The organism is Dickeya poaceiphila, assembly GCF_007858975.2.
In the GTDB taxonomy this organism is placed as follows: Bacteria; Pseudomonadota; Gammaproteobacteria; order Enterobacterales; family Enterobacteriaceae; genus Dickeya; species Dickeya poaceiphila.
In genome coordinates this window covers 439,165-457,629 of record NZ_CP042220.2, presented here as the reverse complement: position 1 = coordinate 457,629, position 18,465 = coordinate 439,165, and the positions used below count along the sequence as shown (strand labels likewise).

Here is an 18,465-nt window from a genome sequence, read left to right as displayed (position 1 = left end):
ATCTCCGCGCGGATGTCAAGTCGCCGACGAACCGTCAGCGGCATTATCGAAACCGGTAGCGTTGCCTCGCAGAGGTTTGCAGAAAAAAGCCACGCCACTCGCTCATTCGGTGATTTTTATAACCACATGATTTTTTTATAAATAGCGGTAATGGAAAGCAGTTATTTTCGCATTGCTGCTTGTAAGGGAGACCGTCATGACAATGCAGTTAAAACCCACGCAGTTAAAACCCACTCTGGGTACGCTTCATCTGTGGGGGATTGCCGTCGGCCTGGTGATTTCCGGCGAGTACTTCGGCTGGAGTTACGGCTGGGGCGTGGCGGGAACACTCGGTTTTCTCGTCACCACTCTGATTATCGCCGCCATGTATACCTGCTTTATTTTCAGCTTTACCGAGCTGACCACCGCCATTCCCCATGCCGGCGGCCCGTTCGCCTACAGCCGTCGCGCCTTTGGCGAAACCGGCGGCCTGATTGCAGGCATGGCGACTCTGATTGAGTTTGTGTTTGCACCACCGTCGATTGCGATGGCCATCGGCGCTTACCTCAACGTGCAATATCCGTCGCTGGACCCACGCTACGCCGCTACCGGCGCTTACCTGATCTTCATGACACTAAACATTCTGGGCGTAAAACTGGCGGCGATGTTTGAATTGTTTGTCACCGTGCTGGCGGTCATTGAGCTGCTGGTATTCATGGGTGTGGTCGCGCCCGGTTTCAGCATCAGCCACTTCGTCGCCAACGGCTGGGCCGGCAGCAATGATTTCGGCAGCACGGCTATCTCCGGCATTTTCGCCGCCATTCCTTTTGCTATCTGGTTCTTTCTGGCAATTGAAGGCGCCGCCATGGCTGCCGAAGAAGCCAAAGACCCGCAGCGCACCATCCCCAAAGCTTACATCAGCGGTATTATCACGCTGGTGGTGCTGGCGCTTGGGGTGATGATTATGGCCGGCGGTGTGGGCGATTGGCGTACCTTGTCCAACATCAACGATCCGCTGCCGCAGGCAATGAAAGCGGTGGTGGGAGCCAGCTCTGGTTGGATGCACATGCTGGTGTGGATAGGGCTGTTCGGGCTGATTGCCAGTTTCCACGGCATTATCCTTGGCTATTCCCGTCAGTTCTTCGCGCTGGCCCGCGCCGGTTATTTGCCCGCTGGTCTGGCGAAACTATCTCGTTTCCAGACGCCGCACCGCGCTATTCTGACCGGTGGCGTGATTGGCATCGCCACCATCTTCAGCGACAGCTGGATTAACCTGCAAGGCATGAGCCTGACCGCCGCGATGATCACCATGGCCGTATTCGGCGCCAACGTGATGTACATGATGAGTATGCTGAGCCTGTTTCGTCTGCGTCGCAGCGAACCGGACCTGCATCGCACATTCCATGCGCCTGGTTATCCGTTCATCCCGGCTATCGCGCTGGTCTTGTCCGTAGTGTGTCTGCTTGCCATGCTATGGTTCAACCCGGTGATTGGCGGCCTGTTCATCGTACTGATGCTGATGGGTTACAGCTATTTCCTGATGACCCGCACCCAACGCGACAACGCGCCGCAAGATGCGATGCTGGTGGGAAAAGAATAACCGGAGAGAAAACAAGAATAAGGCCGCATTAGCGGCCTTGAAAGAAAGGGCAAATCAGTGGTGGCAACCACAACCACCGTGACCACCGCAACCACCTTTACCACCGTGGTCATGGTCGTGATCATGACCGTGGCCGCCACAGCAGCCTTCGTGGTCATGATCGTGGTCGTGCGCACCGTGTACATGGCCGTGTGCCAGCTCTTCTTCCGTTGCTTCACGGATGGCAACCACTTCCACGTTAAATTTCAGGTTTTGGCCCGCCAGCATGTGGTTACCATCAACCACCACGTGGTCGTCCTGCACCTCGGTAATTTCTACCGGCACTGGACCCTGATCGGTATCAGCCAGGAAACGCATACCAACCTGCAGTTCGTCCACACCGACAAATACATCTTTCGGCACGCGCTGAACCAGATTGTCATCGTATTCGCCGTAAGCATCGTTAGCACCGACGCTGACGTCAAAACGCTCGCCCACATCGCGGCCTTCCAGCGCCTTTTCCAGACCGGAAATCAGCGAACCGTGACCGTGCAGATAGTCCAGCGGTGCGCTCACCGGAGACTCATCAACCAATACACCATCTTCCGTACGTACCTGATAGGCCAGGCTGACCACCAGGTCTTTTGCTACTTTCATGATATCTCCTAGCGTTGGAAATCAATTTGCGCAAATTGTAGCGGAAAAACGTCCCCATGTACTGTCCGGGATAAAAAAACTGTCCGGTATGCTCCCGGCCAGAATGTGAATCAACAGGCTTGCAGCCATAACGCCTGAACTCAGCCGACCTATTCCGGACGAAACAGACCGATGATCTCACCAGTTGGCGGCGTGACGGACTTCGGCGGCGTTTCTGACTGGCTCTGCTGATAACCGCAGTGCACACACACCACGACGTCATCATCATCTTCGCGCCCCACCGCCAGCGTATCCTGTGAATGGCACTTCGGGCATACCGCTCCGGCAATAAAACGTTTGCGCATGGTTATCCCGTCTCCCTGTTTTTTATATGGCCCACATTTTATAGGGTCTGCATTTGTGGCCTATCACACCTATCACAATACACCCGGTGTTATAGACCTGGTGTTATAGATCTAGTGTTCGTCCCAATCGTCCGGCCTACGTCGCTCACGTTGCATTTCACGCTCGAAGATCTCTTCCAGCTCGCGGCGCGCTTCCTTGACGCGGGAAATCTGCGTCACATCACCTTTGTGCTGAGGCATCAGTTCACGCAGCATACGCATGTCGAGCCGTCGGAAATGCTGCTGCGCCCGGTAAGCCTGATGAGGATGCATACCTAATGAGATCAGCGTCTTTCGCCCCAACTCCAGCGCACTTGAGAACGTTTCGCGTGTGAACTGCGTTACGCCCGCCTTTAGCAGCTCATGTGCTTCCACACGCCCACGGGCACGCACCAGAATCTCCAGATGAGGAAAATGCTGCTGACACAAATGTACAATCGACATGGAGTGCTCAGGATTCACACAGGTAATCACGATGGACTGAGCCTGATCCGCGCCCGCGGCGCGCAGCAATTCAAGTTGGGTGGCGTCACCGTAATACACTTTATAGCCGTAAGTGCGCATCAGCCGTACTGCGCTGATATCACGATCCAATACCGTGATACGCATTTTATTGGCCATCAACAAACGTGCGACAACCTGCCCAAAACGCCCAAATCCCACCACTATCACCTGAGGACGGTCGTTTTCCACATAATGTTCTTCATCCGCTTCCTCCTGATAGTTAAAGCGATGCGTCAAGATCTTATCGATAAGCGTCATGAGGAGCGGCGTCACCATCATTGACAGGGTTACCGTCACCAGCAGCAACGGTAATTGTGAACCTTTCAGTACTTTGTAAGTGGCAGCGGAGGAAAACAACACAAAAGCAAATTCACCGCCCTGACTTAACACGCCGGCAAACTGCAAACGCTCAGAGGAACGCAGCCCGTACAACCACGCCAGCAGATATAAAATCAGCCCTTTCAGCACCACCAGAATCGCCACGCCTGCCAGTACCGTCAGGATATTGAGGTACAGCACGCCAAGGTTGAGCGACATCCCCACCGAAATGAAGAATAGCCCCAGCAGCAGCCCCTTGAACGGCTCAATGGCGATTTCCAGTTCATGGCGGTATTCGCTTTCTGCCAGCAGCACACCAGCAATAAACGTACCGAGCGCCATCGACAGACCCAACGCGTCCATGAATAATGCAGAGCCGAGTACCAGCAACAACGACGCGGCGGTAAACACCTCCCGCACCCCTGATGCCGCGATAAAGCGGAATAACGGGCGAACCAGATAACGGCCACCAATCAACATGCCGCCAAACGCCACTACCTTCAGCATCACCTGATGCCAGTCATCCAGATCACCCTGCACACCCGCCAGCACTGGAATCAGCGCCAACGCCGGGATCACCGCCAAATCCTGAAACAACAACACAGAAAAACCGAGCTGGCCGGATTCGTTGCGGTTCATGCCCTTTTCACGCATCAGTTGCAGTGCGATAGCGGTGGAAGACATCGCCAGTCCAATGCCGCCAATCATTGCGGCCTGCCAGGAAAACCGGCTCAAGTACAGCACGCCACCCAGCAGCACGGCACTCAACAACACTTGCGCCGCACCGGTGCCGAAAATAGACCGCCGCAACCGCCACAGCTTGGCGGGGTCCAGCTCCAGACCAATGATAAACATCAGGAACACTACGCCCAACTCGGAAAAATGCAGAATGGCTTCCACATCACGAATAAAGCCCAATCCCCACGGGCCGATGGCGATGCCGGCCAGCAAGTACCCCAACACGGCACCAATCCCCAGTCGCGCTGCAATCGGCACCATCAATACCGCGACAAACAGAAACAGCACCCCGGCGTTTAATAGAGAAGAGGTTTCCATGTTTACGGCTCCGCATGGGGAAATGGCGACGCCAGCCAGTCGCTATAGGCTTTAGCATGATCCTGCAGCACGCCCGGCGGTAAACGCCTGGCCCAATAAATCACCAGAGGCGACAGCCAGTGCATGTGGCACATGGCAGCCGTCATCTCAAACGGTCTTAATACATCATCCATCGTGTAACGATTCACACCTGAAGGCCGATAAGCATCCACCTGCTCACCCGTCGTCACTACCGAGCGCCAGTATTTTCCGGCAAGCGCGTTACCGCCAACCCCATTAGCAAAACCGCGAGTCAATACCCTATCCAGCCACTCTTTCAACAAAGCCGGGCAGCTGTAAGTATAAAGCGGATGCTGGAACACAATAAGTTGATGCTCACGCAGCAACTGCTGCTCATGATGAATATCGATAAAAAAATCAGGATAGTGTGCGTAAAGGTCGTGCACAGTGACATGCCCAAGTTGCCGGGCAGAATGTAATAACAGCTTATTCGCGACCGAATCCTGAGATTCCGGATGGGCAAACAGCAGCAAAATCTTTGGTGGCTGCAACATCATTCCCCTCCAAGGCGTCGTCATTGCCGGTATTTTCGGCTACCATGCTGCGCAGCAGTACAACAGGACATGGCAGTCCTGAATACCCGACCGGTAATTTAACATATTTGAACATTTGGCGTGTTATGATTGTTTTCTCCTCATTACAAATTCGACGCGGTACCAGGGTACTGCTGGACAACGCCACCGCTACCGTCAACCCAGGCCAAAAAGTCGGTCTGGTCGGTAAAAACGGTTGTGGCAAATCAACCCTGTTGTCACTCCTGAAAGGGGAAATCAGCGCCGATAGCGGCAGCGTCACCTTTCCACAAAACTGGGCGCTGGCATGGGTTAATCAGGAAACGCCGGCGCTGGCGCGTTCAGCGATTGATTACGTGATAGACGGCGACCGCGAGTTCCGCCAGTTGGAAGCCGATCTGGACGCAGCGAATGTCCGCAACGACGGCAACGCCATCGCCACCCTGCACGGCAAGCTGGACGCCATTCAGGCCTGGTCGATTCAGGCCCGCGCCGCCAGCCTGCTCAACGGGCTGGGTTTTCAGCAGGACCAGTTGCAACGCGCCGTCAGCGACTTCTCCGGTGGCTGGCGTATGCGTCTTAATCTGGCACAGGCGCTGATCTGCCGTTCTGACCTGTTACTGCTCGACGAACCGACCAACCATCTGGATTTGGATGCGGTGATCTGGCTGGAAAAATGGCTAAAAAACTACCCCGGCACGCTGGTGTTGATCTCCCATGACCGGGATTTCCTCGACCCCATCGTCAACCGAATTCTGCATATTGAACAGGAAACCCTGTTCGAATACACCGGCAACTACACCTCGTTTGAGCAGCAGCGCGTCACCCGTCTGGCTCAGCAGCAGGCTATGTACCAGCATCAGCAAGAGCGGGTCGCCCATCTGCAGCACTACATCGACCGTTTTCGCGCCAAAGCCAGTAAGGCCAAGCAGGCGCAAAGCCGTATCAAGATGCTGGAACGTATGGAGCTTATCGCCCCGGCCCACGTTGACAACCCGTTCCGCTTTAGCTTCCGGGCACCGGAAGCTTTGCCTAATCCACTGTTGCGGATGGAAAAAGTCAGCGCAGGCTATGGCGACCGCCTGATTCTGGACTCCATCAAGCTGAATCTGGTGCCCGGTTCGCGTATCGGGTTGCTGGGTCATAACGGCGCCGGTAAATCGACGCTCATCAAACTGCTGGCAGGCGAACTTCAGCCGTTCAGCGGCGACATCGGTCTGGCCAAAGGCGTACGCCTCGGTTATTTCGCCCAGCATCAGTTGGAGTTTTTGCGTCCTGACGAGTCGCCGTTACAACATCTTACCCGGCTGGCGGAACGTGAAACCGAGCAGCAATTGCGTGACTACCTCGGCGGCTTCGACTTTCGGGGCGACAAGGTCACCGAGGCTACTGAGCGTTTTTCCGGCGGTGAAAAAGCGCGGCTGGTACTGGCGCTGATCGTCTGGCAACGCCCTAATCTGTTGCTGCTCGACGAACCGACCAACCATCTGGATCTCGACATGCGTCAGGCGCTGACTGAAGCGTTGATCGACTTCGAAGGGGCGCTGGTGGTGGTGTCTCATGATCGTCACCTGATCCGATCCACCACCGACGATCTCTATCTGGTGCACGATGGCAAGGTTGAACCGTTTGACGGCGATCTGGAAGATTATCAGCAATGGCTGCTGGATGCGCAGAAGCAGGATAACGCCACGGAATCCGCCCCTAAGGACAACACCGCCAACAGCGCTCAGTCGAGAAAGGATCAGAAACGACGCGACGCCGAGCTACGCGCGCTCACCCAGCCGCTGCGCAAACAGATTACCCAACTGGAACAGCAGATGGAAAAACTGCAAGCGGCGCTGACGGCGGTGGAAGAACGCCTCGCCGACAGCGGGCTTTATGACGCCAGCCGTAAAAACGAGCTGACCGAATGCCTGCAACAGCAAAGCACGACAAAAACAAGCCTGGAAAACGCCGAAATGGCCTGGCTGGATGCGCAGGAACAGTTGGAACAATTGCTGCGCGACGCGGAGAGTCAGGGGTAAACGTCTGCTCCATGTTCGAACGGCGGGCGGAACAGCCCGCCGTTATTCCATTATGCCCAACCATTAATACTCAACCATCAATGCCAGATCATCAGCACGCAGGTCGCCGTCAGTATCCCCATGGCGAGATTGAACAGCTTCCAGGCGCGCGGACTTTGCAGCAACCGACCGATCATCACGCCAAATCCCAGCCAGATAATCCCGGCGACAAAATTCACGCTCACCATCGCAACGCTGATAGCCACGACCGATCCAACATATCCTTCCCCCGCCAGACTGAATCCCGCTACCGCGCCCAGCGTCATCAGCCAGGCTTTCGGATTAAGAAACTGCAACAACCCCCCCTGATACAGTAGGATTGGTGTCGGCGGTGCGGTATCGGTATCCAGTTTTTCGTACGCTGCCGTAGCAATTTTCCACGATAACCACAGCAGGTAGGCGCTACCCAGCACCTTCAGCGCCAGATGCAGCGACGGATAGAGCAGAATCAAGCTACCCAGCCCCAACGCCACCAGCAGCAGCATACTCTGCATACCGATCATGATGCCCAGCATCAACGGCATAGAACGTAATACGCCAAAATTGGCTGCTGAGGCTGTAAGTAGCATATTATTAGGTCCGGGCGTAATGGCGGCAACCCACAAAAAACCGAGCATTGAAAGAAACAGACTGGCGTGCTCCATGAAACGGCAATCCTTTAACAGGTATCAATTTGGCATGAAACCATCAAGCTAACAGCGCACCACAGCACAGACAAGTTTTTCACCCGGCACGCCCTTATGCAGGGACGTTGTTTCACCATGACAAATTGAGCGCCACACTGTTTATGAACCGGATTTCACACCACCACCTGCCGTTCCAGCCCCTGACGGGGGGCAGTAACCCTCATTTGCAAACCATGCTACCGCGTCTGTTACGCCGCCGCCCGGCACTCCAGCCGCACTGGCAAACACTGACCCTACCGGATGGCGATTTCGTTGAGCTGGCCTGGAGCGAAGACCCCATAGCGGCACGTCACAAGCCGCGCGTGGTGCTGTTCCACGGGCTGGAAGGCAGCTTCCACAGCCCTTACGCTCACGGCATGATGGCGGCCTGCCAGCAACGCGGCTGGCTCACGGTAGTGATGCACTTTCGCGGTTGCGGTGGGCAACCCAATCGTATGGCGCGCTCTTATCACGCCAGCGAAACCGAAGACGCACACTATTTTGTGCATTGGCTACATCAGACGTTAGGCCCGGCGCCCACGGTAGCCGTAGGGATTTCTCTGGGTGGCAATATGCTGGCCTGCCTGCTGGCGCGTCAGGGGGAATCCAGCCCGTTGGATGCGGCGGCGGTAGTTTCCGCTCCCTTGATGATGGAATCCTGTAGTGTTCGACTGGAACTAGGCTTTTCGCGCATCTACCAGTTTTATCTGCTTAACTGTCTGCGTCGCAGCGCGTTGCGCAAGCTGGCTATCTACCCTGACAGCCTGCCAATCTCCGCCGAACGGTTACGTCAGGTACATCGACTGCGGGAGTTTGATGAACTTATCACCTCAAAACTGCACGGTTTTGCCGATGCAACGGATTATTATCGGCGCAGTAGCGCATTACCGAAGCTGGCGGAGATTCGTCAGCCATTGCTGGTGGTTCACGCCAAAGATGACCCCTTTATGACACCGGAGGCGATACCGGACATCTCGCAGTTGCCGGACAATATTCATTATTACCTGACGGAACACGGCGGCCATGTCGGTTTCGTCGGCGGCACCTGGCGCAAACCACAACTCTGGCTTGAACAGTGCGTTCCTGACTGGCTGAGCACCTATCTGGAAAACAACCGGAGCTAAAACGATGATCATTCCCTGGCAAGAACTGGCAGCGGAAACACTGCAAAATCTGATTGAATCGTTCATCTTGCGTGAAGGCACCGACTACGGCGAGCAGGAATGCACGCTGGAAGACAAAGTGGCGGAGGTACGCCAGCAACTGGAGCAAGGCGAGGTGGTGCTGGTGTGGTCGGAGTTGCATGAAACCGTCAATATCATGCCCCGCCGTCAGCTCAGCGGCGGTGAGCGATATCACCCCTGAATCAATCGTTTGAAAACGTAAATTGGCGTGTCACTGCGGTATAAACATGCTAACAATGATCAAATATCTCTGACCAGAGTTGGCATCCGTCGCCGGAGATTGTCCCATTCACCGGAAGTTACACACCAATTCACCGGAGGTTACACACCATGTCGCACCAACATCCGATTATCGCGGTCACCGGCTCCAGCGGTGCAGGGACTACAACTACCAGTCTGGCGTTTCGTAAAATCTTCCAGCAATTGAATCTTCGCGCCGCGCTGGTGGATGGCGACAGTTATCACCGCTATACCCGACCGGAAATGGATATGGCGATCCGCAAGGCACGGGACCTGGGGCGTCACATCAGTTATTTTGGGCCGGAAGCCAATGACTTCTGCCAACTGGAAAACACCTTTATCGAATACGGTCGTAGCGGCACCGGGCAGAGCCGCAAATACCTGCACACTTACGACGAAGCCATTCCCTACAATCAGGTCCCAGGCACCTTTACCCCTTGGGAACCAATACCAGAGCCGACCGACCTGTTGTTCTACGAGGGGCTACATGGCGGCGTGGTGACTGCTCAGCATAATGTGGCGCAGCACGTTGACCTGCTGGTCGGCGTGGTGCCGATAGTCAACCTGGAGTGGATTCAGAAGCTGGTGCGTGATATCAACGAACGCGGCCACTCCCGCGAAGCGGTCATGGATTCCGTTGTGCGGTCGATGGAAGATTACATCACCCATATCACCCCACAGTTTTCTCGTACCCACATCAACTTCCAGCGCGTGCCAACGGTAGATACCTCTAACCCGTTTGCCGCCAAAGCCATTCCGTCGATGGACGAAAGTTTTGTGGTGATCCACTTTCAGGGCCTGGACCATATTGACTACCCCTACCTGCTGGCGATGTTGCAGGGCTCGTTCATTTCTCACATCAATACGCTGGTGGTGCCGGGCGGCAAAATGGGGCTGGCGATGGAGCTTATCATGACGCCACTGGTGCAGCGGCTAATGGAAGGCAATCACATTGATTAAGCGATGCGACGGATTAAGCGGTGCGGCGGTTAAGTAAAAGACTCGCCGCCGCGTGCCGGCCCGTTAATCAAGCGCGATCACTTCATGACTGTGGGTGACCTTAACCGCTTTTTCCAACATCAGCGCCACAGAGCAGTATTTTTCAGCCGACAACGACACCGCACGTTCGACAACCTTATCGTTCAATCCTTTGCCGGTAACGATAAAGTGCAGATTGATGGCAGTGAACAGGCGCGGCGCGTCTTCACGACGTTCCGAGGTCAGGCGAACCTCGCAGTCTGCCACATCATGACGGCCTTTTTGCAGAATAGACACCACATCAATGGCGCTACATCCACCTGCTGCCATCAGCACCATTTCCATCGGACTGGGCGCTTTATCACCGGCGTTGCCATCCATCAGCAGTTGATGCCCGGAAGCGGACTCGCCAAGAAACGTTAACCCTTCAACCCATTTCACCCGAGCCTGCATAATTTTGTCCTCAATCAATTATTTTTGAAATTTTACACCGCTTATGTATAAAAAAGCCTGATAATCAGAGCTTAATCATGCTGAAGCGAGACAACACGAGACACTACTCTCAACCTGTGTTACAAACAAAAGCGTAAGCCGATGTGTATTGCGTCTCTGCCTGACCTGCCACCGGCTTGCTGGCGTCATCTGATAGACAGCCTCAGTATATTTCCTGACGTCATTCCGCCAGGACGGAATTGAATTATAACTATGTTATCACGCCGTACAGGGAACTCTGATCCCTGTGATTTGCGCAGTGAATTAACAACAGAGGATAACAGCGAATGGTTCTCGGCAAACCGCAAACAGACCCGACTCTCGAATGGTTCCTTTCTCATTGCCACATTCACAAGTACCCATCGAAGAGCACCCTGATTCATCAGGGTGAAAAAGCAGAGACGCTTTACTACATCGTGAAAGGCTCGGTTGCCGTGCTGATCAAGGATGAAGAAGGCAAGGAAATGATTCTGTCTTATCTGAATCAAGGCGATTTTATTGGAGAACTTGGCTTATTCGAAGACGGACAGGAACGCAGTGCGTGGGTTCGGGCAAAAACAGCCTGCGAAGTCGCTGAGATTTCTTATAAAAAATTCCGCCAGCTCATTCAGGTCAACCCGGATATTCTGATGCGGTTGTCCTCGCAGATGGCGCGGCGCTTGCAGGTGACTTCGCAGAAAGTCGGCAATCTGGCGTTCCTCGACGTAACCGGTCGTATCGCACAAACTCTGCTCAATTTGGCTAAACAGCCGGACGCCATGACTCACCCGGATGGTATGCAGATCAAGATCACCCGTCAGGAAATCGGCCAAATTGTTGGCTGTTCCCGCGAAACGGTGGGTCGTATCCTGAAGATGCTGGAAGATCAGAACTTGATCTCCGCACACGGTAAAACCATCGTCGTGTACGGCACTCGCTGATTTATCATCAGTTGGATTGTTGGATTGAAAAGAGCGTGCCATGGCACGCTCTTTTCGTTTCAGTCGTTTCAGTCGAAGGCAACAGCGATTACGCGCCCTTCACCACCTGCGCTACCGCTTTTGCAAACAGCGCCATTCCCTGATCGATCTCTTCCGGGGTAATCACCAGCGACGGCACAAAACGGATGACGTCCGGCCCCGCCACCAGAATCATCAACCCCAGTTCCGCCGATGCCGCCAGGAAGTCACGGGCGCGGCCATGCCAGACCGGTTTCAGTTGTGCGCCCAGTAACAGCCCCATGCCGCGGATTTCATCGAAAATATCGTACTGTGTGTTGATCTGCTCCAGCGCGGACACAAAGCGCGCGTGGCGATCCATCACGCCGGACAGCACTTCCGGCGTATTGATCACATCCAGCGCCGCTTCCGCCACCGCACAGGCCAGCGGATTGCCACCGTAAGTCGTGCCATGCGTACCGACCGCCATCACTGATGCAATCTCTTCCGTGGTCAGCATCGCGCTAATCGGGAAACCGCCGCCCAGCGCTTTAGCGGTGGTCAAAATGTCTGGCGTGATGCCGTAATGCATATAAGAGAACAGTTTACCGCTGCGGCCCATACCACACTGCACTTCATCAAACACCAGCAGCGCCTGATACTGGTCGCACAGTTCGCGCACACCGTTGAGGAAAGCTGGTGTCGCTGGCGTGATGCCGCCTTCGCCCTGAATCGGCTCCAGCACCACTGCGCAGGTGTGATCGTCCATCACCGCTTTTACCGCATCCAGATCGTTGAACGGCACATGCACGATATCCGCCGGTTTCGGGCCGAAGCCATCGGCGTATTTCGGCTGACCGCCGACAGATACGGTAAACAGCGTACGGCCATGAAACGATTGGTAAAACGAAATGATTTTGGTTTTGTACGGGCTATGGCGGGTAATGGCGTAATGCCGTGCCAGTTTGAACGCCGCTTCATTAGCTTCCGCGCCGGAGTTGGCGAAAAATACGCGGTCGGCAAAGGTGGCATTGATCAGTTTGGTAGCCAGACGCAGCGCTGGCTCGTTGGTGAATACGTTGCTGGTGTGCCACAGGGTTTCACCCTGTTCTTTCAACGCCGCCACCAGTGCCGGATGGCAATGCCCCAGCGCCGTTACCGCGATGCCGCCGGAAAAATCGATATATTCTTTGCCCTGCTGATCCCAGACACGGCTCCCTTTGCCTTTTACCGGCACAAACTGCGCGGGTGCATAAACCGGAAGAATTACCTTATCGTAAGTATCCCGTGTTACTGCTGCTTTCTCTGTCGCCATTTGCTGCCCCGTTGTCATATCCCGTAGTGTGGAGTGAAGATCTTAAGTGAAAATATAATCAATAAATATGCATAAAAAATCAAAAATAGGCAATCGTTAATCTGATATGCCCAGATTTGAGTCCGCTATCTGATTATAAATCAAGGAAATTTTTCAGCAGTTGATGCCCCTGCTGGCTGAGAATGCTCTCCGGGTGGAACTGTACGCCTTCCAGCGGCAATGTGCGATGACGCACCCCCATTATCTCATCGACCACCTCGTCGGTTCCGGTCCAGGCGGTCACCTCAAAACAATCGGGTAGCGTATTCTTTTCCAGAATCAGCGAGTGATAGCGGGTGACGGTCAGCGGGTCTGCCAGCCCGGCGAACACACCGCAACCGGTATGCCGCACCGGCGAGGTTTTGCCGTGCATCACCTGACGGGCGCGCACCACCCGTGCGCCAAACGCCTGCCCCAACGCCTGATGTCCCAGACACACGCCCAGAATCGGCAGTTGACCGGCAAAATGGCGGATGGCCGCCAGCGAAATCCCGGCGTCGTCCGGCGTACAAGGGCCGGGGGAAATCACCAGCCGCTGCGGCGATAACCGCTCGATGTCCGCCAGCGTCAGCGTATCATTACGCCTGACCAGCACCTTCGCCCCCAACTCACAAAAATACTGGTACAGGTTGTAGGTAAAGGAGTCATAGTTATCGATAATCAGCAGCATGTCTTTATCTATCAGCAGATGAATTGACGTTATGATCGTCGCCAACATCAAGTCTAATGGCGCATGATGTCGCGTGAATACTGACGCTGAGTCTGAAGAGTTGGGAGGCGGTTGTCCAGACACGAGGCTGAAACAACCGGAACAGAAAGTAAATAAATGACGCGGTATCAGTAACAGAAAACTCGATCATAGCGTACCGATGATGAACGGCATGACGTTGCTGACGTCAACGGTGTAACGATACAAATTGGCGTGCAGCAGTGCGAGGTGTTCTTTCGGATTGAAGAACTCCAGCACCAGGTCCCAGCAATCGGATTCCGGATAGCTTACCGGGCTGAGTGTCGCGCTAATCTTGTTCAGGAATAATCCTTCAGCAAAAGATTTTCTAAACAATCATCTCCCTTTTCGGTTACCGACCCGCACCGACCAAAATCGGCTCAACACCATTAAAAAATGCAAATCCATATTTTGAAACGCAGTTCCAATTATTGCACTATCCAATTTACACACAAATATTACGTTTACCCACCAATAAACATTAATTTTATTTATTAAAAAATATCTATCATCCACCACTACGGAGACAGGGAATTATGCTGCGCCTCAGTGAACACTGAGCCGTCAGATCATGGCAGAGGGAGGAGATATAGCTTATAACATAAACAAAACAATAACATCCATACAGACATGGTCGCTACCGAACGGACCACCTGTCCGATCTTTTTTAGTTCGGACTAAATAACCCGACGATCAATTCAATATGGCATGGCATTTCACATTAATCGAATAATTAATTTTTTTTAATTTCCAAAAGCTATAAGCAACAGGTCGGAACTCAGACCACAAAAAGTGATTCCTGTCAAAATACGAGAAAACATAACCGATACTAATAATGAAATACCATTTCAACTATTGAAATGTCCAATTTTTGAGCTAAAACTGAGCGCAGGTTGATTCATGCTATTCGGTTTTACTTATCCATCCTTTGAATAATTCGTGTGACTGAAAGGCCGTTATGCCCCGTCAACATGAAACAGATGGGTATATCCCTATCGCATCAACCATAAGTAAGGGCATGTGGAACGATAAATGCCCATTTCATATTTTTTCAAAAAACAGGAACACGACTCATGAAATCATTCATTACTCCGATTGCCGCCGGTCTGCTGCTGGCCTTCTGTCAATCCAGTCTGGCTGCCGATACCGGTGGTTATACCAAAACTGACGGTGGTGATGTCACGGGCGCCGTAAAGAAAACGGCCACCTCGATGCAGGATATTATTGATATCGTTGAAGCAGCCAAAGTTGACGCCAAAGGCAAGAAAGTTAAAGGTGGGGCCTATCCGCTGGTGATTACCTACACCGGTAACGAAGACAGCCTGATCAATGCAGCTGCCGCCAACATCTGCGGTCAGTGGAGCAAAGACGCCCGCGGTGTGGAAATCAAAGACTTCACCAAAGGGTTAACCATTATCGGCGCCAATGGTTCTTCCGCTAACTTCGGTATCTGGATTGTGAACTCTTCCGACGTCGTGGTGCGCAACATGCGTATCGGCTATCTGCCGGGCGGTGCTCAGGATGGCGACATGTTCCGTATCGACAACTCGCCGAACGTCTGGCTGGACCATAACGAACTGTTTGCCGCCAACCACGAGTGCGACGGCACCAAAGACGGCGACACCACCTTCGAATCCGCCTTTGACATCAAGAAAGGTGCGACTTACGTCACCATCTCCTACAACTACATCCACGGCGTGAAAAAAGTGGGTTTGGCTGGTTTTAGCTCTTCTGACAGCGCTGAACGCAACATCACTTACCACCACAACATTTACAACGACGTCAACGCCCGTCTGCCGTTGCAACGCGGTGGTAACGTCCACGCGTATAACAACCTGTACACCAACGTGACCAGTTCCGGTCTGAATGTACGTCAGAATGGTAAAGCGCTGATCGAAAACAACTGGTTCGAAAATGCGGTAAGCCCGGTGACGTCCCGTTATGACGGCAGTAACTTCGGCACCTGGGTGCTGAAGAACAACAACATCACCAAACCCGCTGATTTCGCTACCTACAACATCACCTGGACGGCAGATACCAAAGAGTATCGGAACGCCGACAGCTGGACCTCGACCGGCACCTACCCGACTGTGCCTTACAGCTATAGCCCGGTTAGCGCACAATGCGTGAAGGACAAACTGGCCAGCTATGCTGGTGTAGGCAAAAATCTGGCAACGCTGACCAGCGCAGCCTGTAAGTAATCAGTTCCTGTCAGCTACGCCTGATGTCTGGAACCTCATCCGCCCAGCCAGCCTGGGCGGATCACGCAACCAGAGTGCAGCGGGAGGGTGACCTTCTCTCACCCGCTTTTGGTTTAGCGATGTCCCGCCAGCAGGCAGGATTCGCCCCGGTATATGGACCCATCTAATTATGAGATATACCCTTTTATTCGCTCTGCTGTTTGGCAGCAGCATGTTGACTGCTCAGGCTGCCAGCACCGCCGCCCCCGACCTGAAAGGATTCGGAACCGAAACGGTGGCAGGCAGCAGCGGTAAAATTATCCGTGTCACTAAAACACCGATTCCCCTCGCCGCTACGGCAAGGGGAATCGGTTAACCGCCCATCAGCAGAGATCAGGCCAGCAAGCGTTATTTCTTAATAATCTTCGCGGACTGAATCACAATCGGTTTGGAAGGCACATTCTGGTAAGGTCCAACATTTTCTGTCTGGACCTGAGAAATCTTGTCCGCTACTTCCATACCTTTGACCACTTTACCGAATACGGCGTAGCCAAAATCACGCTGACCATGATCCAGAAATGCGTTGTCCGCCACATTAATGAAGAACTGGCTGGTAGCGCTGTCTTTTTCACTGGTGCGCGCCATGGATATGGTGCCGCGCAGGTTACGCAGGCCATTGTCCGCTTCATTCTTGATCGGCGGATTAGTGGCTTTCTGCTTCATATCACTGCCAAAACCGCCAGCCTGCACCATAAAACCGGGGATCACCCGATGAAAAATGGTGCCGTTGTAAAAACCACTGTTGACATAATCGACAAAATTTTTCACGGAAACCGGTGCTTTTTGATCATCCAGAGCCAACTCGATGTTGCCCGCAGAGGTTGTCAATAACACATGGGTAGAGGTGGTAGAAGTGGTAGCGGCAAAAGCCGGTGAAAAGGCGGTGAGAGCAAGCACAGTGACTACCGCTGCCAATATACGTTTTGACATGAAGAATTCCTTTTGAGCATCAACGACGACAGAAAGCGTACCGATTTTAAATAGCCGTAACTTTCTGCGCCACCCATTTACCTTTTTTTACGCGATCCCATACCTCTATTGGCGAAAAAAAGAGCACGATTTGTGCTCTCGTTGTACCCTCGCTCGCCGATACAACATGAGGTGGTAGCAATCAGGCTCCCCCGGCGTTCAGGTTTCTGCCACCGGGGGAAGGAAACATCGTCAAAAGATCGCCAAAAGAAAGCGGCAACCACGTGTCTTATCAGTGCTTGCTCAACGTATGGGCATCAATCCAGTCAAAATTGATGTCCTCACCCAGGCCGGGGCGCTGCGACAAATGGACATACCCTTCTTCATCCATCGAGTCAACCAGCGCATTCAGATAGGCAGCAGGTTCATCGTAGTTCAGGAACGGATGCAGCAAGCCGCGTTCATACCAGCGGCAGTTTTTAATCGCCCCCACCACCGCCAGATTGGCCGCACCATTACCATGAATTTCACAATCCATGCCGAACGCTTCCGCCAGATGTGCCACCTTGAGGCACGGTGAAATCCCGCCTACGCCTTGCACTCCGGCGCGCAGAATGTCGCAGGCGCCTTCCTTCACCCAGTCGGCACGGCTGAAGTATTTCCCGCCCAGACTTTCCGGACCGATAACGTCGATGTCCAGATTTTTGTTCAGCCAACTGTAGGATGCCATGCTCTGCTCTTCCATCGGCTCTTCAAACCAGGTGAAGTTCAGTTTTTGCAGCTCACGACCAATATACAGCGCCTCACTGCGGCTGTACCAGTGGTAGCCGTCCAGCATCAGGCAGATATCCGGCCCTACCGCTTCACGTACCGCCGCACAGGCTTTAATATCCATTTTCGGACTGGGTGCGAACGACACCGGCGGCATCCAGGTGTGCAGTTTGATAGCCTTATAACCACGCTGCACCAGTTGTTCGGCGAACTGACCGTACTCGTCCGGCGTCGACAGGCCACCTTTTAACTCATCGCCACACATGGTGCTGCCATATGCCGGCACTTTATCGCGGTAACCGCCCAGCAGTTTATATACCGGCATATTCAGCGCCCGCCCTGCCAGGTCCCACAGCGCTTGTTCGATGATCGCCAGCGCCCGGTCGGTAAGTTGGTTGGCGCTACCGCGCTGCCAGTGCGCCAGCTCCTGCCACAGCCGCTCACGATCAAATGGATCTTGCCCAATCAGTACTTTACGGAAAAAACTGTTTATCACATATGGGCGAATCACCTCCGGCGGCGCGAACGCATACCCTTTGTGCCCGCTGTCGGTAGTGATGGTCAACAACGCCATACTGGCCTGATGCTCATCGCCTGGGTGGGAATGCCCTGCACTGTCGGAGACACGGCGAGTGGGATAAGTGAAGACGGTGACGTCGATCGATGCAATTTTCACGTTGATTACCTGCCTGAGGATGAAGCGCCTGCCAGCACGGACTTTCTGATATTAAATAAAAGCACAGTGCTGATTTAATAAAATAGTGTTTTATTTTTATCGATTATTGAGGAAGTCTGCTGTGAGGTCATTAGGCAATTTATAACATTTGTGAAAATTATCCGTTCGATGATTATGCAATTGCCCTATTTACAATCG

At 53.5% G+C, this 18,465-nt stretch carries 17 protein-coding genes and 2 pseudogenes; 8 read left to right on the top strand and 11 right to left on the bottom strand.

The genetic code is table 11. The features are described from left to right. Positions 1-196: 196 nt before the first annotated feature. Positions 197-1,579: an ethanolamine permease gene (gene eat / locus Dpoa569_RS01990; protein WP_042873131.1), complete on the top strand. Its 1,383-nt coding sequence runs from the start codon at positions 197-199 to the stop codon at positions 1,577-1,579. Positions 1,580-1,633: 54 nt separating this feature from the next. Here eat and slyD read toward each other — a convergent pair whose 3' ends face one another. The 4 genes from slyD to kefG all read right to left on the bottom strand — a co-directional run bounded on the left by slyD (position 1,634) and on the right by kefG (position 5,030). Continuing rightward, complete coding sequence (gene slyD, locus Dpoa569_RS01985; RefSeq protein ID WP_042873133.1) at positions 1,634-2,215, bottom strand: peptidylprolyl isomerase; 582 nt, start codon at positions 2,213-2,215, stop codon at positions 1,634-1,636. Positions 2,216-2,364: 149 nt separating this feature from the next. Beyond that, on the bottom strand, positions 2,365-2,559 hold the full coding sequence (locus tag Dpoa569_RS01980; protein WP_042873137.1) for a YheV family putative zinc ribbon protein: 195 nt from the start codon (positions 2,557-2,559) through the stop codon (positions 2,365-2,367). Between the two features lie 111 nt (positions 2,560-2,670). After that, positions 2,671-4,476, bottom strand: a complete 1,806-nt coding sequence (gene kefB / locus Dpoa569_RS01975) for a glutathione-regulated potassium-efflux system protein KefB (protein WP_042873139.1) — start codon at positions 4,474-4,476, stop codon at positions 2,671-2,673. A gap of 2 nt (positions 4,477-4,478) precedes the next feature. Beyond that, positions 4,479-5,030 (bottom strand): glutathione-regulated potassium-efflux system ancillary protein KefG, encoded by a 552-nt coding sequence (gene kefG, locus Dpoa569_RS01970; RefSeq protein WP_042873141.1) that lies wholly within the window; start codon positions 5,028-5,030, stop codon positions 4,479-4,481. Between the two features lie 125 nt (positions 5,031-5,155). Here kefG and Dpoa569_RS01965 point away from each other — a divergent pair, with 125 nt between their 5' ends. Then, positions 5,156-7,075, top strand: a complete 1,920-nt coding sequence (locus Dpoa569_RS01965; RefSeq protein WP_146410998.1) for an ABC transporter ATP-binding protein — start codon at positions 5,156-5,158, stop codon at positions 7,073-7,075. A gap of 77 nt (positions 7,076-7,152) precedes the next feature. Here Dpoa569_RS01965 and Dpoa569_RS01960 read toward each other — a convergent pair whose 3' ends face one another. After that, positions 7,153-7,758: a LysE family translocator gene (locus Dpoa569_RS01960; RefSeq protein ID WP_042873143.1), complete on the bottom strand. Its 606-nt coding sequence runs from the start codon at positions 7,756-7,758 to the stop codon at positions 7,153-7,155. Between the two features lie 143 nt (positions 7,759-7,901). Here Dpoa569_RS01960 and Dpoa569_RS01955 point away from each other — a divergent pair, with 143 nt between their 5' ends. The 3 genes from Dpoa569_RS01955 to Dpoa569_RS01945 all read left to right on the top strand — a co-directional run bounded on the left by Dpoa569_RS01955 (position 7,902) and on the right by Dpoa569_RS01945 (position 10,163). Beyond that, positions 7,902-8,903, top strand: coding sequence for a hydrolase (locus tag Dpoa569_RS01955; protein WP_042874093.1), 1,002 nt, complete (start codon positions 7,902-7,904; stop codon positions 8,901-8,903). A gap of 4 nt (positions 8,904-8,907) precedes the next feature. After that, entirely contained in the window at positions 8,908-9,144 is a 237-nt protein-coding gene (locus tag Dpoa569_RS01950; RefSeq protein ID WP_042873145.1) for a YheU family protein, read from the top strand. A gap of 149 nt (positions 9,145-9,293) precedes the next feature. Continuing rightward, a complete protein-coding gene (locus tag Dpoa569_RS01945) occupies positions 9,294-10,163 on the top strand; it encodes a phosphoribulokinase (protein ID WP_042873147.1) in 870 nt (289 codons plus the stop codon). A 63-nt stretch (positions 10,164-10,226) separates the two neighbouring features. On the opposite strand, the gene Dpoa569_RS01940 is transcribed toward Dpoa569_RS01945, so the two are convergent. After that, positions 10,227-10,634 (bottom strand): OsmC family protein, encoded by a 408-nt coding sequence (locus Dpoa569_RS01940; RefSeq protein WP_042873148.1) that lies wholly within the window; start codon positions 10,632-10,634, stop codon positions 10,227-10,229. Between the two features lie 326 nt (positions 10,635-10,960). Between Dpoa569_RS01940 and crp the strand changes: the two genes are divergently transcribed. After that, a complete protein-coding gene (crp, locus tag Dpoa569_RS01935; protein WP_012768072.1) occupies positions 10,961-11,593 on the top strand; it encodes a cAMP-activated global transcriptional regulator CRP in 633 nt (210 codons plus the stop codon). 88 nt (positions 11,594-11,681) lie between these two features. On the opposite strand, the gene argD is transcribed toward crp, so the two are convergent. From argD to Dpoa569_RS01920, 3 genes and pseudogenes are all read right to left on the bottom strand, one after another. After that, positions 11,682-12,905, bottom strand: coding sequence for a bifunctional acetylornithine/succinyldiaminopimelate transaminase (argD, locus tag Dpoa569_RS01930; RefSeq protein WP_042873152.1), 1,224 nt, complete (start codon positions 12,903-12,905; stop codon positions 11,682-11,684). A gap of 133 nt (positions 12,906-13,038) precedes the next feature. Beyond that, complete coding sequence (locus Dpoa569_RS01925) at positions 13,039-13,614, bottom strand: aminodeoxychorismate synthase component II (RefSeq protein ID WP_042874095.1); 576 nt, start codon at positions 13,612-13,614, stop codon at positions 13,039-13,041. 186 nt (positions 13,615-13,800) lie between these two features. Then, positions 13,801-14,007, bottom strand: a pseudogene (locus tag Dpoa569_RS01920) (cyanobactin maturation protease PatG family protein); the annotation flags it as partial. Positions 14,008-14,744: 737 nt separating this feature from the next. Here Dpoa569_RS01920 and pelB point away from each other — a divergent pair. Both pelB and Dpoa569_RS01910 read left to right on the top strand, forming a co-directional pair. Continuing rightward, positions 14,745-15,872 (top strand): pectate lyase PelB, encoded by a 1,128-nt coding sequence (pelB, locus tag Dpoa569_RS01915; RefSeq protein WP_042873156.1) that lies wholly within the window; start codon positions 14,745-14,747, stop codon positions 15,870-15,872. A gap of 169 nt (positions 15,873-16,041) precedes the next feature. Continuing rightward, positions 16,042-16,182, top strand: a pseudogene (locus Dpoa569_RS01910) (right-handed parallel beta-helix repeat-containing protein); the annotation flags it as partial. A gap of 77 nt (positions 16,183-16,259) precedes the next feature. Here the strand turns inward: Dpoa569_RS01910 and ppiA are convergent. Both ppiA and Dpoa569_RS01900 read right to left on the bottom strand, forming a co-directional pair. Next, positions 16,260-16,841 carry a peptidylprolyl isomerase A gene (gene ppiA, locus Dpoa569_RS01905; protein ID WP_042873159.1) on the bottom strand — a complete coding sequence of 194 codons (582 nt, stop codon included), beginning with the start codon at positions 16,839-16,841 and terminating at the stop codon, positions 16,260-16,262. Between the two features lie 271 nt (positions 16,842-17,112). Beyond that, entirely contained in the window at positions 17,113-18,267 is a 1,155-nt protein-coding gene (locus Dpoa569_RS01900) for a mandelate racemase family protein (RefSeq protein WP_042873162.1), read from the bottom strand. Between the last annotated feature and the right edge of the window lie 198 nt (positions 18,268-18,465).

Excerpts from the sequence above, each read along its gene's own strand:
- eat (WP_042873131.1), top strand. The coding sequence starts at position 197 with ATGACAATGCAGTTAAAACCCACGCAGTTAAAACCCACTCTGGGTACG.
- slyD (WP_042873133.1), bottom strand. The coding sequence starts at position 2,215 with ATGAAAGTAGCAAAAGACCTGGTGGTCAGCCTGGCCTATCAGGTACGT.
- Dpoa569_RS01980 (WP_042873137.1), bottom strand. The coding sequence starts at position 2,559 with ATGCGCAAACGTTTTATTGCCGGAGCGGTATGCCCGAAGTGCCATTCA.
- kefB (WP_042873139.1), bottom strand. The coding sequence starts at position 4,476 with ATGGAAACCTCTTCTCTATTAAACGCCGGGGTGCTGTTTCTGTTTGTC.
- kefG (WP_042873141.1), bottom strand. The coding sequence starts at position 5,030 with ATGTTGCAGCCACCAAAGATTTTGCTGCTGTTTGCCCATCCGGAATCT.
- Dpoa569_RS01965 (WP_146410998.1), top strand. The coding sequence starts at position 5,156 with ATGATTGTTTTCTCCTCATTACAAATTCGACGCGGTACCAGGGTACTG.
- Dpoa569_RS01960 (WP_042873143.1), bottom strand. The coding sequence starts at position 7,758 with ATGGAGCACGCCAGTCTGTTTCTTTCAATGCTCGGTTTTTTGTGGGTT.
- Dpoa569_RS01955 (WP_042874093.1), top strand. The coding sequence starts at position 7,902 with ATGAACCGGATTTCACACCACCACCTGCCGTTCCAGCCCCTGACGGGG.
- Dpoa569_RS01950 (WP_042873145.1), top strand. The coding sequence starts at position 8,908 with ATGATCATTCCCTGGCAAGAACTGGCAGCGGAAACACTGCAAAATCTG.
- Dpoa569_RS01945 (WP_042873147.1), top strand. The coding sequence starts at position 9,294 with ATGTCGCACCAACATCCGATTATCGCGGTCACCGGCTCCAGCGGTGCA.
- Dpoa569_RS01940 (WP_042873148.1), bottom strand. The coding sequence starts at position 10,634 with ATGCAGGCTCGGGTGAAATGGGTTGAAGGGTTAACGTTTCTTGGCGAG.
- crp (WP_012768072.1), top strand. The coding sequence starts at position 10,961 with ATGGTTCTCGGCAAACCGCAAACAGACCCGACTCTCGAATGGTTCCTT.
- argD (WP_042873152.1), bottom strand. The coding sequence starts at position 12,905 with ATGGCGACAGAGAAAGCAGCAGTAACACGGGATACTTACGATAAGGTA.
- Dpoa569_RS01925 (WP_042874095.1), bottom strand. The coding sequence starts at position 13,614 with ATGCTGCTGATTATCGATAACTATGACTCCTTTACCTACAACCTGTAC.
- pelB (WP_042873156.1), top strand. The coding sequence starts at position 14,745 with ATGAAATCATTCATTACTCCGATTGCCGCCGGTCTGCTGCTGGCCTTC.
- ppiA (WP_042873159.1), bottom strand. The coding sequence starts at position 16,841 with ATGTCAAAACGTATATTGGCAGCGGTAGTCACTGTGCTTGCTCTCACC.